Genomic DNA, 15712 nt, shown 5'->3' on the forward strand with positions numbered 1-15712 from the left:
CATGTCCTTCCACCTGGCCGATACCCCCATGTACCGGGTGAACCCGATGCCGGGCCTCCGCCTCGGCGGCGACCGGCTGGGCACCGTCCTGCGGGCCCTGTTCACCGCCCAGCGCGAGTGCGCGGCCCTGGCCGACGCCGCCTGCGCCGAGCTCTACGAGCTCACCGGCACCGCCACCGGCCGCGAGCGCCACCGGCTGCTGCGGCTCAAGCGCGCCGTCTTCAACCACCGCGCCCCCGACCCGGCCGACCTGCGGGAGCCCTGGCCGACGCCGCTCCCACCCGCTGTGACCGCCTGGCTGGGCGCCAGCGAGCGGGGCCAACTGGCCCGCACCGCCCTGGAGACCGGCCTGGAGGGCTTCCTCACCGAGGAGCGCACCAAGCTCGCCCAGGCCGTCGGTGCCGAGCAGTTCCAGCTCGCGCTGGCCCTCAACTCGCCCCAGGTGCTGGACGCCGCGCAGCGCTACCGCACCACGCCTGGCCGCCCGACCACCCGTCAGCGCAAGTCCGAGCGCGGGCTCGTGCAGCACCTCGCCCGGGCCCTGCTCCGGGTCAGCCCGCTCTCCCGCCTCACCGCCGTGGGCTTCGCCGACTGGTCCGAGCAGGGCCGCCGGCTCGACGAGGCGGTCTTCGACCGCCGCCGCGCACACGCCCGGCTCACCCCCGACCGGGCGCTGCTCTCCACCCTGGTCAACGGCATCGTGGCCCCGTCCCGGCTCGGCGAGATGCCCGCCGCCGTCCAGCGCAACGGGACGATCCGCCAGGAGGGCGGCCACATCCGCTTCCAGCACGTGGCCGACGGCCGGCGCCGCACCCTCGCCGTGGAGCTCAACGATCAGCTCGCCGGGGTGCTCCGGCTCACCGCCCTCGGCCCGCTGCCGGTGGAGCAGCTCACCGCCGAGCTCGGCCGCCGCTTCGCCGTCGCCGACTCGGACGCCCAGCGGCTGGTCGCCGCCGCCGTGGACGCGCAGATCCTGCTGGCCGCCCCCGTCCTGGACGAGCAGGCCGCCGACCCGCTGCCCGGCGCCGAGAAGGCCCTCGCCGAGCACCACCCGGAGGCCGCCGCCACCGTCGCCGCGGTCGCCGCCGACCTCGACCTGATGGCCCGTGACTCGGTCAGCGGCCGCCGCGCCGCGCTCACCCGGCTCCGCGCCGCCGAGGCCGCGCTCAACGAGCTCAGCACCCGCCCCGCCAAGCTCCAGGTCAACGAGGACTACCTGCTCGAGCCCGGCACCGTCTCGCCCGAGGGCTACCGGCAGGCGCTGGAGGACCTCGGCAAGGTGGCTGCCTTCCAGGGCCTCTTCGACCGCCACCACGAGATCCGCGCGCTGCTCACCCGCGCCTTCACCGACCGCTTCGGCGCGGGCGCCGAGATCGACCTGCTCGACCACGCCGAGGAGCTGGTCGACCTGGTCCGCACCCGCGAACTCGCCCTCACCCGCGCCACCGCCGAGCAGTGGGGCCCGGCCGACGGCTCGCTCCCCGAGCTGCTTCGCCGCCGGGCCGCGGCCATCGCGGCCCTGGCCGCCCGGATCCGCACGGCGGGCGAGGCGACCGAGGTCACGGTGGAGCCCGAGCTGCTCGCCTCCTTCGCCGCCGGGCTGCCCGAGCGCTTCCGGCTCACCGCCGCCTCGTACGGCCTGCTGGTGCAGCCGGTGGACGGCCGCCTGGTGCTCAACGCCTGCTACGCCGGCCACGGCCAGCTGGCCACCCGGTTCCTGGGCGCCCAGGCCGCGTTCGGCAGCGAGGCGGCCTCCCGGATCGCCGAGCGGATCCGGCGGCAGTACGGCGCGGACGGCGTCCGCGTCCTGGAGGACCACGGCCTGCACCGCGCCAACATCAACCACCGGATGCAGCTGCTCGACGAGACGATCACCCCGCAGGACTGGATCGGCGTCCGGCTGGTCCACGACCCCGAGCAGGACCGGCTCGGCCTGGTCGACCGCGAGGGCACCCCGATCCGGGTGATGTCCCTGGGCATGAAGTGGATCGAGCTCCAGCCCGCGCCGCTGACCCTGGCCGTCTGGCTCTACGACACCGGCCGGGTCGCCTTCGACCCGATCGGCCAACTGCACTCCCAGCGGGGTGACTTGGTGGAGGGTGCCACCGTGCGCTACCCCCGGCTGGTCAGCGGGGACGTGGTGCTCCAGCGCCGCCGCTGGTACCCCGGCGAGGACCTGCCGGGCCGGCCGGGCACCGAGGAGGAGGACGAGGCCGCCCAGCTGATCGCCACCACCCGCTGGCGGGCCACCCACGACGTGCCCGAGGAGGTGGTCATGAAGACCCCGCTCGGCATGCCCTCCAGCCAGGTGATCTCCGACGACGGCGTGGCCGGCCAGCTCACCCGGTACCTGCGGGCCCGCAGCAAGGAGAAGCCGCAGTACCTCGACCTGGGCAGCGCGCTGATGGTGCGGGTGCTGCCGAAGTTCCTGGAGCGGCGCGGGGAGGGCTTCTTCGAGGAGGCACTGCCGGGCGTCCGGGGCGGCGTGCCGGCCAGTGAGTGGCTGCTCGAGTACGACCAGGCCGTCTGGGTTGTGGCCGCTGCGGATGCCGAGGTCCTGGCCGGCGCGGGGGTCGGGGCGTGAGGGTCAAACTGCGTCCCGGCACGCACTTCGCCCCCGTCCGGCAGGGCGTGCACGTGGCCCGCGGCGGCGAGACCTTCGTGCTCGCGGGGCCCACCGCGCTCTACACCGTGCTCGACAGCCGGCTGGAGGAGCTCATCCACGGCACCGACCTGGACTCCCTGGTCGCCGCCTTCGGCAACGAATCCGCCCGGCCCGTCCTCGACCGGCTGCTGCGCACCCTGGTCGACCGCGACGTGCTGCTCGACCTCGACACCCTCAGCACCCCGCCCCCGGACCGGGCCACGGCCGAGCGCCTCGACGAGACCCTCGCCTACCTGGAGGCCCACAGCCTCGACCCGTACCGGGACTTCGCCCGCCTGCGCACCGCCCGGATCCGGGTGCTGGGCGGCGGCCCGGCCGCCGACACGGCGGCCCGCTCGCTGCGCCGCCACGGCATCGGCGAGGCCGCCCCGGCGGCGGGCGAGGCCGCGCCGGCGGCGGGGGAGGCCACGCCGGGGGCCGTGGCGGGTGAAGCCGCAGTCGCCTCCGGCGGTGCGGCGGTGCCCGTCTCGGTTGACGGTGGGACGGTACGGGCCTTCGGGGATGCGGTGGAGCCCGTGGTGGGCGGGACCGCACGGATCTTCGGTGGTGCAGTGGAGCCCGTGTCGGGCGGTGGCGGCGAGCGTGGGTGGGTCGTGCTGGTCGACGACTTCGAGCACCCGGCGCCGGACCTCGGGGATCTGCCGCCGGGCACGGGGATCGTCGCGGTGCACGCCGGGGAGCAGGTGGCCCTGGTGGCCGAGCTCGACGGCCCGGCGGAGCTGGCCGCCTTCACGGCGGCGGCCCACCGCGCCGCCGCCTGGGCGGCCGGCGACCCGGAGGCCTGCGCCCCGCGACCGCTCAGCGCCGTCCTGGCCGGCGCCTTGGCGGCCCGGGCCGTGCTCGCCGCCCTGACCGGGCTCGACCGCAATCCGCGCACGGCGACGGTGGTGCACGGGCGCCGGATGGAGACCGCCCGCATCGCGCTGCTGCCCGCCGGGGGCGGGGTGGAGGTGTTCGGGGAGGGTGCGGATACCGAAGGGCTCGCGCCCGTCGATGGGAGTGGCGCGGACGGCGGGGAACCTGCGCTCTCCGGTGCGGGCGGTGCGGGCGGTGCGGGCGGTGCGGGCGGTGCGGGCGGTGCGGGTGGTGCGGGATTCGTGCTCTCCGCTGCGGGCGGAGTGGATCCTGCGGCGCCGTTCGCCGTGCGTGACCGGGGCGGCGACGCTGTGGTCGGCGGGGCCGGTCGGCCCGGTCTGGTGGCCGTTCGGCTGCCGGAGCGGGAGGAACAGCCGGTCGGGGCTGAGGAGTTGCTGACCGCCTGGGCTCCGTTGACCGCCCGCTGGGCCGGGCCGTTGCGGCGTGGGCGTGATCTCGATCTGGACCAGCTGCCGTTCTCGCTGGAGACGGTGGAGCTCCTCGCCGGGCCCGAGACATCGAAGGCCGCCGGGTGGGGGCCGGACCGGCCCGCTGCCGGGGTGAGTGCGGTGCTGGCCGGAGTGCGTCGGATGGCCGGTGGGGCGGCCGGCAGCACCGAGGGGCGGTGGCTGCTCGACGGCGTGCTGCGGCAGCTCGGGGCCGAGCTGATCGCCGACCGGCCGGGCGAACCGCTCGGCTGGGAGGAGCTCGGCACCACCGAGGGCAGGACGCTGTACGGCCTGCTCGAATCCTGGTTCGGCCGCACCGTCGGCCTGACGCACCGTCGACTGCCCGTGCTGGGGTGGTCGTTGGTGGCCGTCGCGGACCAGACGGGGGAGGTGGTGGCGGTCGAGTGGGGCGAGACCGCCACCGCCGCCGCCAAGGCGGCGCTCGGCGCCGCCGTCGCCCAGGCCCAGGCCGACCCGGAGGTGCGGGCGCTGCTGGCCGGCGAGCCGGTCGGCACCAGCGTGCTGCAGGCCTGCCCGGCGGGTTCGGTGGAGCAGGCCCTGGCCCGGCTGGCCGCCGCGCCGGACGCCCGTGCCGTCCGGGCCCACCGGCTGGCCCGGGACCCGGCCGTCGGCCGACTCCCGCTGTACTGCGGGCCGGTGCGGCTCGCATGACCGAGGACACCATCACCGTGAGCGAGACCATCGACCCGAGCTGGATCGCCCCCGGCGTACCGGCCTCCTGGGCCTGGCAGGCCTGGGCCGAGGAGCTGGACGACTGCCTGCTGACGGCCGGCACCGAGTCGGACCCGGACCGCGAGCGCCGCGCCATAGCCGCCGCCCGCGCGGCCGGCCGCGACCTGCTGCCGGTGCGGATCGGCCCCACCGAGGTGCAGATCGGCCCCCGCTGGACCCCGGACGGCGCCCACGCCTGCCCGGGCTGCGCCGCCGCTGCCGACGCCTACCGCCGCTGGGATCCCGAGCAGCGACCCGAACGCGACCGCAGGGAAAGGGAGTTGCTGGAGACGGCAACGGCTGCGCTCGCCGCTGGGGCGGCTGCCCCCGGAGTGGGAGCGAGTGTGCCGGGTGCGGGTGCGGGTGCGGGTGCGGGTGCGGCGGCGTTCGCGGCTTCGCCGACGGCGTCTGCTGGGCCTGCCGCTGGTTCGGCTGCCCCCGGCGTGGGAGCGGGTGTGCCCGGTGCGGGGTCGGCGGCGTTCGCGGCCTCGCCGACGGCGCCCGCCGGGCGTGCCGCTGGGGCGGCTGCCACCTGCGTCGGAGCGGGTGTGCCCGGTGCGGGGTCGGTGGCGTTCGCGGGTGCGCCGGCGGCGTCTGGTGGGCCCGCCGCTGACCCGGTGCCCGCTGTCTCCGCCCCCGCGGCGGCCGGTCGGCCGGTGGCTGTGGCGCCGTGGCTCGGTGACGTGGTCGGGGCGGTGCTGACGTCGGCGGCCGTGCCCGGGCCAGGGGAGCTGGTGGCGGTGTCGCGCAGTGGGGCCGTCACCCGGCACCGGGTGATGCGCACCTTCCGCTGCCGGCTCTGCGGCGAGGCGCCGCCGCTGCTCGCCACCCCTGCCGATGCTCCGCCCGTGCTGCCCCGAGCGGGGAGTCGGCCGACCACGGCGGCTGTGCCGACCCGGCAGAGCGAGGCGCCGTTCGGGCTGGACCCCGACCGGATGCGGGCCGCCTTCGCGGACCCGCGGTACGGGCCGGTGGTGCGGATCACCCGCAATTCGGCCGGGAGCTTCCCGATGAGCGAGGTCGGGATGCTGGCCGGGACGCCGTCCGGTCTCGGGCGGGGCGTGCGGTTCCGGGAGTCCGAGGCCGTCGGGATGTACGAGGCGATGGAGCGGCTCGCGGGCTACCCGCACGCGGCCACCGTGGTGCCCGGGGCCACCCGGCGCGAACTCGGCGGGCTCGCCATGGACCCGGCCGGCCTCGGCGGGTACACCGAGCGCCAACTCGCCGACCCGGCCTGCAAGGTGCGCAAGTACACCGAGGACACCCCGATCGACTGGGTCTGGGCCCGCTCGCTCACCGGCGCCGGGGAGCCGCTTCTGGTGCCAGCCGAGGTCGGGTTCTACCGGTACGGCCACGGGATCCGGGCGGCGGCGGGGGAGACCCGGCGCGGCTGCTTCCTGGACTCCTCCAGCGGCAGCGCGCTCGGCGGCGGCTTCGAGGAGGCCGCCCTGCACTCGCTGCTCGAACTCGCCGAGCGGGACGCCTTCCTCCAGGCCTGGCACCTGGCCCGCCCGCTGCCCGCCGTCGATGCGGCCACCGTGCGCGACCGGGAGTCGCGGCTGCTGCTGCGGATGGCCGAGGAGCACGGCTACGAGGTGCACCTGCTGGCGGCCACAGCCGACATCCCGGTGCCCGTGGTCTGGGCGCTCGCCATCCGCCGCGACGGCGGCCTGCCCGCCAGCTTCAGCACGGCGGGCTGCCACCCGGATCCGGAGCAGGCGGTGCGCTCCGCGCTCTGGGAGCTGATCCAGCTGGTCACCTCCGGGCTCGCCTGGGACCCGGAGCCGCTCCGGCCGCTGATCGAAGACCCCTGGCAGGTCGAGGAGTTGGCGCAGCACTGGCGCCGCTACACCTTCCCCGAGCTGCTGCCCCGGGTCGAGCGGGTGCTCGGCGGGCCGGTGCTGCCGCTGGCCGAGGCCTTCGGCGACTGGCCGCAGCCGCTGCTCCGCGCGGCGGGCAACGATGTGAACGGCGCCCTGGAGTACCTGCTCGACCTCTACCGGACGGCCGGGCTCGGCACCGTGCTGGCCGTGGACCAGTCCACCCCCGACCACACCGCCCTCGGGCTCTCGGTGGTCAAGTGCGTGGTGCCCGGCATCCTGCCGATGTGCTTCGGTCAGGCGCACCAGCGCCTGACCGGCCTCGACCGGCTGCTCTCCCGGCTCGACGCCGACCCGGCCGACCTGCCCCTCGACCCCCACCCCTTCCCATGACCACCACTGCCGCTGCTCCGCAGCTCCCGGTCGACGTCCGCCGGTTCGCCTTCCGCCAGGGCCCGGGCAAGGGCCACCTCGGCGAGCAGAACCTGGTGGACGACGGCGCCCCCACCACCAGCGCCCTGCCGCCCCGGTGGGCCCGCTCCGACAGCGGCCGCCCGCTCCCGCTCGGCACCCACGAACTGCTCGCGGGCCTCCCGTACCCGGCGCCGGGCCGCGCCGCGGCCACCCCCGACCCGCTCGGGCACCTGCTGGTGACCGCCTTCGGCCTCCAGCGCCGCGAACCCTCGCACCGCTACGCCGACCACCGATCGGTCGCCTCCGGCCGGGCGAAGTTCCCGGTGCACGCCTTCCTCGCCCAGGGGCCGTCGGTCCGCTACCTGGACGTGTACCGGCACGCCCTGGTCGACCTCGCGCCGCCCGGCGGTGCGCCCGCCCCGGCAGCGGCGGAGGGCGCCTCGGTGCTGCTCGCCGCCCGCTACAGCGACCTGCCGGCCGCGTACGGCCGGATGCGGTACGCCGTCACCGAGGTCGAACTTGGCGTCAACCTGCGGTCGTTGTGCGTGGCCGCCGACCTGTTCGGGGTGCCCGCCCGGCTCGACCTGGACGGCCGCAGCACCGCCGCGGCCGAGGCCGTGGTGCGCTCGGCGGGCCCCGGCACCTGGTCGGCCCCGCTGGCCGTCCGGCTCGACCTGCCGGACGGGCCCGCCGCGAGTACGGCACTGCCGGGCCCGTCCCTGGACGGCCCCGACCGGCGCGATCCGCTGCTGGAGACCGCGGACGAGTCGGTCCGTGACGCGGTGGCCGTCAGCGCACAGCGCCACGGGCTGCCGCAGACCCTGTCGGTGCCCGCCCACGGCCTGCCGGCCGCCGGGCCGGAGGCGGCTGCGGGCAGCCCGGCCACCGGGCCGGACTGGGCGCGGGTGCTCTGGGACCGGAGCGCCGGCCGGGCGCCGGACCAGCTGTACGGGTTCGCCATGCGGCCCGCAGCCGTCGGGGAGGACACGCTCGCCGATCTGCTGGCCTGGGCCACCCAGCCCCCGCCCGACCGGCTGCTGGCCCGGGTCGCCGCGCGCGTGCGGCTCTCCGTGGCGGTCCAGCGGGTCGGCGGGCTGGCCCCCGGGGTGCACCGGTTCGAGGCGGGCGGGCTGACGCTCCATCGGCGGCAGCCGCGGATCATGGCCGAGCTCCAGCCCGGCTTCGCCCAGCAGCCCTCGCCCAACACCGACTCCGGCATGCGGCACGCCGCCCTTGTCTGGGTGCACTCGGTGGACGTGGACGCGCTGCTGGACGAGTTCGGCCCGGCCGCCCTCGGGCTGCTCCAGCTCCACCTGGGCTGGAGCGTGCACGGGCTCTGCCTGGGCGCGGCGGCCCACCGGCTGGTCGCCCGCCCGGCCCGTTCCTTCGTCGAGTACCACCTCCAGCCCCTGCTCGGCCTAGGCCGCAAGGAGACCCCCGTGTTCATGACGGTCTGCGGGACCTCCCGCTTCACCGAACCGATGCTGGACCTGCGCACATGAGCGCCCCGGAGGCCCACGGCCGCTGGCGCAGCTGGCACCTGCACGCCGATTCGCTGCGCCCCGCGGCCCTGGAGGCGATGCTGCTCGACGCGGTCGTCCCGGTGGTCGAGCAGCCGGCCGTCCGCCAGGGGGCGGAGCCGGAGGGCCCGCCGCGGCCCTGGTTCTTCATCCGGTACTGGCAGGGCGGGCCGCACCTGCGGCTGCGGATCGCCGACCTGGACGGCCCGGCCGCCGAGCAGGTCACCGCCGAGCTGGCCGCCCGGGCGGAGAAGGTCAACGCCGGGCTGCCGCCCGAGGAGCGGATCACCCCGGAGGCGTACCGGCAGGCCGCGCAGCCGCTGGCCCAGTTCGGCGAGGGCGGGCGGGCGCTCGACCTCGGCGAGCTGCTGACGCCCGGCGTGCACCCGGCGGTCTACGAGCCGGAGATCCGCCGCTACGGCGGGCCGGAGGAGATGGCGCTCAACGAGGAGCTGTTCCACGCCTCCAGCGTGGTGACCCTGCGGGCCTGCCGGGCCCGCCCGGGCCACGGCCGGAGCCTCGCGGACGGGCTGGAGGCGATGGCCGCCACGCTCTCGGCCTGGCCCGGCGACCAGGCCGCCCTGCTGCGCGCGGTGCGCGACGGCTGGGCCGGCCGCTCGGCGAGCGGGGCCGGCGTGGAACGCCTCACCCGCAGCGCCGCCGAACAGGCCGAGCGGCTGCGGTCGAGCGCCCCGGCGCTGCGCGCGCTGGCCGAGGGGGCGCCGTCCCGGTGGACCCCCTGGACGGCCCGGCTGGGCTCGGCCGCCCGGCGGTGGGCGCAGCTCCACGGCACGGCGAGGGCCGGGATGGTCTTCGGCTCCCAGCTCCACATGACCCAGAACCGGCTCGGGGTGGGCGCGGGCCGCGAGGGCCTGATGGCCGCAGTCCTGCTCGACCTCCTCGACTACCAGGCGGAGACCTCATGACGATACGTCAACTCCTTTGCTGTGGCCTGATGATGGCGGGCCTCGACCGGGTGGCCCTGGTGCTGCTGGCCCAGGACTCGGGCCACCGGAGCGCCGGCGGATGAGCGGCGGCGAGGTGATCGAGCTGCACGAGGTGCGCAAGCGCTTCGGCGAGGTGACGGCCGTGGACGGCCTGAGCCTGCGGGTGGCACCCGGCGAGGTGGTCGCCTTCCTCGGGCCCAACGGCGCGGGCAAGTCCACCACCATCGACCTGCTGCTCGGCCTGGCCCGCCCCGACTCCGGCACCGTCCGGGTCTGCGGCCGCCCGCCGGTGGACGCCGTCCGGCGCGGCCTGGTGGCCGCCGTACTGCAGAGCGGCGGGCTGCTCCGCGACTTCACGGTGGCCGAGACCGTCCGGTACGTGGCCTCGGTCTACCCGGCGGCCCGGCCGGTCAAGGAGGTGCTGGAGCTGGCGGGGCTGACCCGGATCGCCGGCCGCCGGGTCGGCAAGTGCTCGGGCGGCGAGCAGCAGCGGCTGCGCTTCGCGCTGGCCCTGCTGCCCGAGCCCCGGCTGCTGGTGCTCGACGAGCCCACCACCGGGATGGACGTGGAGGGCCGGCAGGACTTCTGGAAGGCCGTGCGGCGCGACGCCGACCGGGGCCGGACGGTGCTCTTCGCCACCCACTACCTGGACGAGGCCGACGCCTACGCCGACCGGATCGTGGTGGTCCGCGAGGGCGCCGTGGTGGCCGACGGCCCGGCCGCGACGATCAAGAACCTGGCCACCGGCCGCCAGGTCCGCGCGGTCTGGCCGGAGGCCGATCCGGCGGCCGTCCGCGCGCTGCCCGGGGTGGACTCGGCCGAGGCGTACGGCGACTCGGTGCTGCTGCGCACCCGCGACTCCGACCGGGTCGTGCGGCACCTGCTCAACCACACCGAGGCCCGTGACCTGGAGGTCACCGCCACCCTGGAGTCGGCCTTCGTGGCCTTGACCGGCCGGACCAGCGCCCCGCCCGCCGCAGGCGGCACCGTGAGCGGGACCTTTACCGAGGAGCAGCGATGAGCACCGCCACGGCCGATCCCGAGGCCTCCGCCCGCGCGCCGTACGGCGGGCTCAACACCGTGGCCCTGCGGCTGGAGCTGCGGCGGGTGCTGCGCAACCGGCGCACCCTGGTCTTCGCGCTGGGGATGCCCGCGGTGTTCTTCCTCTCCTTCGGTCTGCCCCAGGCGGGCCAGGACGCCGCCGGGACGGCGGTGCGCCCGCTGACCATGGTCAACATGGCCGTGTACGGCGCGATGCTCGCCGCCACCTCCTGCGGGGCGGCCGTCGCGGTCGAGCGGAGCCTCGGCTGGACCAGGCAGCTGCGGATCACCCCGCTGCTGCCGCTGGCCCACCTGGCGATCAAGGTGGCGACCGCGATGCTGCTCGGACTGGTCTCGGTGGTCGTGGAGCTGAGCCTCGGGGCGGCCTCCGGGGTGCGGGCGCCGCTGCGGGTCTGGCTGCTCTCCGGCCTGGTCGCCTGGCTCGGGTCCTCGGTCTTCGCGGCCCTCGGGCTGTTCGCGGGATTCCTGCTGCCCTCCGAGAACGTGATGCAGTTCGTCGGCCCCGCGCTGGCGCTGCTCGCGCTCTGCGGGGGCCTGTTCGTGCCGCTGCCGTTCCTGCCGGAGTCGGTGCGCTCCTTCGCCGAGTTCACCCCCGGCTACGGCGTCGGCCAGCTGGCCCGCCACCCGCTCACCGGCGGCCCCGTGGCCGGCGCGCTGGCCAACTTCACCGTCTGGGGGGCGCTGTTCATCGCGGGCGCGGCCTGGCTCTACCGCCGCGACCCGGCCCGGGCCTGAGTGATCCGACGGCCTGTCAGTGCCGGTCCTGGTGGCGCTCGATGACCGTGTCGGGCCCCGGGTAGATCAGGCCGTCGTGGCCGTCCTCGAAGTGCACCACGTACGGCGGCTCGCCGTCCGTGCCGCGCACCTCGATGATCTCGCCCTTGCGGTCGGTCATGCCCACCGCCCGGCTGTGGATGTGCAACTGGTCGCCTACCGTCGCGCGCATGGCTCCGCTCCTCCGTGGTCGTCCCGCTCTCCACTGTGCGACCGTGGCGGGGCGCCCGCAAAGGGGCCCGGAGTGGATCAGTCGGCCAGGTAGCCGCGGAGCAGGCGCTTGCACTCGGCGATCAGGGCCGGGTCGCCCTCGGGGTCGGCGCGGAAGGCGAGTTTGAGCACGGCGTCGGCGGCCTCCAGGGCCACCCGCAGGGTCAGCGGGACGCCGAGCGAGCCGACCAGCGGGGCGCCGAGCAGCTGAAGGCGGCGGGCGACGGCCTCGTTGTTGTCCAGGTCGGCGTCGAGCAGGTGCTCCGGGTCCAGGGCCGCCGAGGGTTCGGCCTCGGCGGTGGTGGGGAGATGGTCGACCAGGCCGAAGTCGAGGTGGCCGAAGCCGGGCACGGCCCGCTTCATCGCGATGAACTCCTCCACCGCCAGATCCACGAACCCGGCCACGCCGAGGGGGTGTTCGGCGCCGATCCGGCGGGCCAGCCGGTCGAGGTAGCGGTCGAGGTTACGGGCCGCGAGGGCGGCCAGCAGGCTCTCCTTGCCGGAGAAGAACTGGTAGAGGGTGCCGATCGGCACCTGGGCCCGCTGGGCCACCTCCTTGGTGGTGAGCGCGCCCGCCCCCACCTCGTCGAGCAGCCCCGCGCAGGCGTCGAGCAGCCGCTCGTACCGCTCCTGGCTGCGCTGCTGAACGGGTCGCCGCCGGGGTGCACCGATGCCGACGGCCTGTTCCCGGCCGCCCGTCTCCGCCTTCATGCGCCCACTCTGCCGCATCGGACGTTCCGGGCGCGAATCTCCGATATGAGGGGGGCTCATGTCCTGCGGTGATCGCCCCGGCGGACGGCTTGGCCGGATGAGGGCCCGAGCCGGTCCGGCGGGCTCCGACGGAGTCGGAACAGGGCTCATGTTCGGAGCCCCCGCGGTGAATCGGTGGGGCAGATCGGGGTGCGGGAGTGTTAGGACTCAGCCGGGCTGGGCAGCCGTAGGGGCGGATGACGGCGGGCCGGGAGGTGGTGGCCGTGGACGGACCGGGGCTCTCCGCCTGGGAACGCCGGGTGCTGGCCGAGATCGAGGACGACCTGCGGCTTGACACCCGGCTGGACCGCCGGCTCAGCCGGATGGAGCACGCGCACGCCTGGGCCCGGCGGCCGGCCCGGTGGCTGGACGCCGCGCTGCGGGGGCGGGTGCCGAGCGGCGTCCTGACCGTGTTGCTGAGCCTTTCGGCCGGGCTGCTGCTGGTGACCTGCACCGTGCACGGGCCGGTGGTGCTCGGGGTCTTCGCGGTGGTGTGGCTGCCGACGCTGGTGCTGGGCACCGTCCGGTTCGCCTCCTGGCGGCGGCACCGGTCGGGTCGCTGAGCACCCCCGGTCGCCGGTCAGGCGGGCGGGTGGCGGAGCTCCTGGACCACCGCCCAGGCGACCGAGACCACCGGGACGGCCACCAGCGCGCCGAGCACCCCCGCGAGCACCGCCCCGCCGATCACCGCGAGCGCCACCGCCACCGGGTGCAGCCGCACCGACCAGCCCATCACCAGCGGGTGCAGCAGGTGCCCCTCGATCTGCCCGATCACCACGATCAGGGCCAGCACCAGCAGGGCGACCACCGGCCCCCGGGCCGCCAGCGCCACCACGGCCGCGACGGCCAGCGCCACCGGCGAGCCGACCAGCGGCACCAGCGCCGCGACGAACTCCAGCACGGTGAGCGGCAGTGCGAGCGGCACGTCCAGGGCCAGCAGCGCGATGCCGACCATGGCGGCGTTGGACGCCGAGACCAGCAGGATGCCCCGGGTGTACCCGGCGAAGGCGCGCCAGGCCGCGTGCCCCGCCCGCAGCCAGGCCGGGCGGGAGCGGGCCGGCAGCTGCTCGGTGACCCAGTGCCACATCCGGTCACCCGAGTGCAGGAAGAAGACCGAGCAGAACAGCGCCAGCGCGATGGCCGTGACGGCCTCCACGGCGTGGCTCGCACCGCTCAGCGCGGTGGAGATCAGCGCGGAGCGGTGACTGGAGACGAAGGCGTCCAGCTTGGTCCGCAGGTCACTGACCGTGCCGGCGTGCAGGTGGAACGGCGCGCCGGTGAGCCAGCGGTCGATCCGGGCCAGGCCGCTGTGCAGCTCGTCGCCGAGGCGGCCCCACTCGCCGGCCACGGTGGTGCTGACCACTACGAGCACGCCCGCCACCACGGCGAGGGCGGCCAGGTAGGCCAGCAGCACGGCCAGTGCGCGCGGCAGCAGCCGGTCGAGCAGGTCGACCGCCGGGCGCAGCACCGAGGTGGCGACCAGCGCCAGGAAGAGGGCGATGACCGGGAGTTGGAGCAGGGCCAGCACGGAGACGGTGAGGTACGCGGCGAGGCCGAGCAGCAGCAGCCGCCAGGCGTAGCCGGCCGCCGTCCGCAGCCCCGGCGGCACGTGGTCGGGCGTCGGCCGCGGCGTGGTGCGGGGGCGGGGCCTGGCCGGGTGCGGCCGCAGGTGTGGCTTCCGTGGGCTGACGGCCATCGGCGGGCTCCGGGCGTGATCCGTGGGAGGGGCCCTGGGCGGCTACCCGGGCGGTGGGTGGTGAAACGGCGCCGGGCGGGTGTGGGCCGGGGCGGGCTGGGCAGGCGCGGGTCATGACCGGGACGCGGTGTGCGCGGAGTGGGGGCGGGGGGCGGCCTGTCGCGGATGAGGGGCGGCGTGGTGCGCGGCATGATGGTCGGGACGTGAGGCAGCTGTCGAGACCGGACCGGGAGAGTGCGATGGCGGAGCCGTCGGAGGAGGAACGGGCGTCGTCCGAGCTGCCTGCGGGGACGCCCGCCGGGGAGCAGCCCGCCGAGGCCGGCGGAGCCGGGCGGGTGCGGGTGGAGGTGCGGCGGGCGGGGGCGGTGCGGATCATCGCCGTGGCGGGGGAGTTGGACCACGACTCGGTGGACGGGCTGCGGGCGGCCTTGGCGGCGCCGGTGGCGCAGGACGGGGTGGAGCGGGTGGTGGTGGACTTCGGCGGGGTGACCTTCTGCGACTCGACCGGGCTGAACCTGCTGCTGCGGGCCCGCCTGGACGCGGTGGCGGCGGGCCTGCGGCTGGACGTGGCCGGGCTGCGGCCGGCGGTGGCCCGGCTGTTCCAGATCACCGGGGCTGACACGGTGCTGCGGATCCAGCCCGATCTGGCGGCCGCGCTGGCCGATCCGGGCGGGGAGGAGGGATGAGGCGGGTGGAGGGCCGGCGCCTGGAGCTGGGCGGGAGCGAGGGGGCGGTGCAGCGGTGCCGCGACTTCAGCCGGGAGGCCCTGGCCGCCTGGGGCTGGCTGCCCGGACGTGACGAGGAGGGCGTGGCGGTCGCCGAGGACGTCCTGCTGATGGTCTCCGAACTGGTCACCAACGCCTGCCTGCACGCCCCCGGCGGCCCCCGCGAACTCCGTCTCGCCTGGGACGGCGCCCGGCTGCGGATCGAGGTCTCCGACGACAGCCCCGCCCGCCCCGCCGTCCGCCGCAGCGACCCCGCCTACCCGGGCGGCCACGGCCTCCGCGTGGTCGACCGCCTCGCGGAGGCCTGGGGCTCCCTCCCGGAGGGCGGCGGCAAGTACGTCTGGCTGGAAGTGCCCTCGCCGCTGCTCTGACGGGGGTGTCCTCAGAAGGGCTGGGGTTCGGGTTCGGGGATCGGGTCCGGGGACGGGGTGGGCGGGGGCGGTGCGGGGATGGGGTCGGGGTCCTTGCCGGGGCGGGGGCCCGGGTAGGGGTGGGGGAAGGGCTCGGTGTCCGGGTCCGGGGGTATGGGGATGGTCATGGGGATCGCCTCCTTGGGGGTCGGGTACCCGGGAAGGTGGGGGTGAACCGGGGGTTTGGGGGGTGGAGGAACGGACAGCCGCCTGGGGGAGCCCAATGGTGGGAGGAGTGAAGTGGATGGCCCGTCGACTACCGCCGGGGCCGGAGCAGGGGCGGGCCGGTGCGTTCAGCGTGGAGTCCCGGCCCTGGGCGGGCGGGACGGTGCTGACGCTGCGCGGGGAGCTCGACCTGGGGGCGGCGGCCGAGCTGGCCCGGTGGCTGGCGGAGGCCCTGGTGGTGCCGGGCACCACGGTGGTGGTGGACCTGGGCGAGCTGGGGTTCTGCGACTCCTCCGGGCTGAGCGTGCTGCTGCGGGCCCGCACCGTCGCGGTGGCCGAGGGCAGTCACCTGGAGCTGGCCCGGCCCCGGCCCCTGGTGCTGCGCATGCTGGAGCTGACCGGCGCCGCGTACGCCTTCCGGATCCGGGCCGAGCCGCCGTAGCCGGGCGCCACCGCCGCCCCGACCGGGCTGCCGGGGCGGGGTGGCGGTGGGAGAGTGGGGATGGCGGAGGCGGCGC

15 protein-coding genes are annotated in these 15712 nt (G+C 76.4%); 11 read left to right on the forward strand and 4 right to left on the reverse strand.

The features are described 5' to 3' along the window. The first annotated feature begins 1 nt into the window (after nucleotide 1). The 7 genes from CFP65_RS35440 to CFP65_RS35470 all read left to right on the forward strand — a co-directional run bounded on the left by CFP65_RS35440 (nucleotide 2) and on the right by CFP65_RS35470 (nucleotide 11199). A complete protein-coding gene (locus CFP65_RS35440; protein WP_104820015.1) occupies nucleotides 2-2584 on the forward strand; it encodes a lantibiotic dehydratase in 2583 nt (860 codons plus the stop codon). Beyond that, on the forward strand, nucleotides 2581-4641 hold the full coding sequence (locus CFP65_RS35445) for a hypothetical protein (RefSeq protein ID WP_104820016.1): 2061 nt from the start codon (nucleotides 2581-2583) through the stop codon (nucleotides 4639-4641). Before CFP65_RS35440 ends, CFP65_RS35445 begins: the two co-directional genes overlap by 4 nt. Then, entirely contained in the window at nucleotides 4638-6914 is a 2277-nt protein-coding gene (locus CFP65_RS35450; protein WP_104820017.1) for a YcaO-like family protein, read from the forward strand. The genes CFP65_RS35445 and CFP65_RS35450 overlap by 4 nt, the downstream gene beginning before the upstream one ends. Continuing rightward, nucleotides 6911-8437, forward strand: a complete 1527-nt coding sequence (locus CFP65_RS35455; protein ID WP_104820018.1) for a hypothetical protein — start codon at nucleotides 6911-6913, stop codon at nucleotides 8435-8437. The genes CFP65_RS35450 and CFP65_RS35455 overlap by 4 nt, the downstream gene beginning before the upstream one ends. Continuing rightward, nucleotides 8434-9381, forward strand: coding sequence for a thiopeptide-type bacteriocin biosynthesis protein (locus tag CFP65_RS35460; protein ID WP_104820019.1), 948 nt, complete (start codon nucleotides 8434-8436; stop codon nucleotides 9379-9381). Before CFP65_RS35455 ends, CFP65_RS35460 begins: the two co-directional genes overlap by 4 nt. A gap of 100 nt (nucleotides 9382-9481) precedes the next feature. Further along, nucleotides 9482-10423, forward strand: a complete 942-nt coding sequence (locus tag CFP65_RS35465; protein ID WP_104820020.1) for an ABC transporter ATP-binding protein — start codon at nucleotides 9482-9484, stop codon at nucleotides 10421-10423. Continuing rightward, nucleotides 10420-11199, forward strand: coding sequence for an ABC transporter permease (locus tag CFP65_RS35470; RefSeq protein ID WP_104820021.1), 780 nt, complete (start codon nucleotides 10420-10422; stop codon nucleotides 11197-11199). The genes CFP65_RS35465 and CFP65_RS35470 overlap by 4 nt, the downstream gene beginning before the upstream one ends. A 16-nt stretch (nucleotides 11200-11215) precedes the next feature. Here the strand turns inward: CFP65_RS35470 and CFP65_RS35475 are convergent, their stop codons facing one another. Beyond that, complete coding sequence (locus tag CFP65_RS35475; RefSeq protein ID WP_104820022.1) at nucleotides 11216-11410, reverse strand: DUF1918 domain-containing protein; 195 nt, start codon at nucleotides 11408-11410, stop codon at nucleotides 11216-11218. 77 nt (nucleotides 11411-11487) lie between these two features. Next, nucleotides 11488-12159 carry a TetR/AcrR family transcriptional regulator gene (locus tag CFP65_RS35480; protein ID WP_104820023.1) on the reverse strand — a complete coding sequence of 224 codons (672 nt, stop codon included), beginning with the start codon at nucleotides 12157-12159 and terminating at the stop codon, nucleotides 11488-11490. A gap of 236 nt (nucleotides 12160-12395) precedes the next feature. Between CFP65_RS35480 and CFP65_RS35485 the strand changes: the two genes are divergently transcribed. Then, the gene (locus CFP65_RS35485) at nucleotides 12396-12761 is read left to right on the forward strand and encodes a hypothetical protein (protein ID WP_104820024.1); all 366 of its coding nucleotides are present in this window, start codon (nucleotides 12396-12398) and stop codon (nucleotides 12759-12761) included. A gap of 17 nt (nucleotides 12762-12778) precedes the next feature. Here CFP65_RS35485 and CFP65_RS35490 read toward each other — a convergent pair whose 3' ends face one another. Beyond that, nucleotides 12779-13894, reverse strand: coding sequence for an AI-2E family transporter (locus tag CFP65_RS35490; protein ID WP_104820025.1), 1116 nt, complete (start codon nucleotides 13892-13894; stop codon nucleotides 12779-12781). A gap of 239 nt (nucleotides 13895-14133) precedes the next feature. Here CFP65_RS35490 and CFP65_RS35495 point away from each other — a divergent pair, with 239 nt between their 5' ends. Continuing rightward, nucleotides 14134-14580: an STAS domain-containing protein gene (locus tag CFP65_RS35495; protein WP_104820026.1), complete on the forward strand. Its 447-nt coding sequence runs from the start codon at nucleotides 14134-14136 to the stop codon at nucleotides 14578-14580. After that, entirely contained in the window at nucleotides 14577-14990 is a 414-nt protein-coding gene (locus CFP65_RS35500) for an ATP-binding protein (protein WP_104820027.1), read from the forward strand. The genes CFP65_RS35495 and CFP65_RS35500 overlap by 4 nt, the downstream gene beginning before the upstream one ends. Before the next feature lie 11 nt (nucleotides 14991-15001). Here CFP65_RS35500 and CFP65_RS39475 read toward each other — a convergent pair whose 3' ends face one another. Then, nucleotides 15002-15157: a hypothetical protein gene (locus CFP65_RS39475; protein WP_158702533.1), complete on the reverse strand. Its 156-nt coding sequence runs from the start codon at nucleotides 15155-15157 to the stop codon at nucleotides 15002-15004. A gap of 116 nt (nucleotides 15158-15273) precedes the next feature. On the opposite strand from CFP65_RS39475, the gene CFP65_RS35505 reads away from it, so the two are divergent. Beyond that, the gene (locus CFP65_RS35505; RefSeq protein ID WP_158702534.1) at nucleotides 15274-15636 is read left to right on the forward strand and encodes an STAS domain-containing protein; all 363 of its coding nucleotides are present in this window, start codon (nucleotides 15274-15276) and stop codon (nucleotides 15634-15636) included. The last annotated feature ends 76 nt before the right edge of the window (nucleotides 15637-15712 follow it).

This window comes from Kitasatospora sp. MMS16-BH015, assembly GCF_002943525.1.
Taxonomy (GTDB): domain Bacteria; phylum Actinomycetota; class Actinomycetes; order Streptomycetales; family Streptomycetaceae; genus Kitasatospora.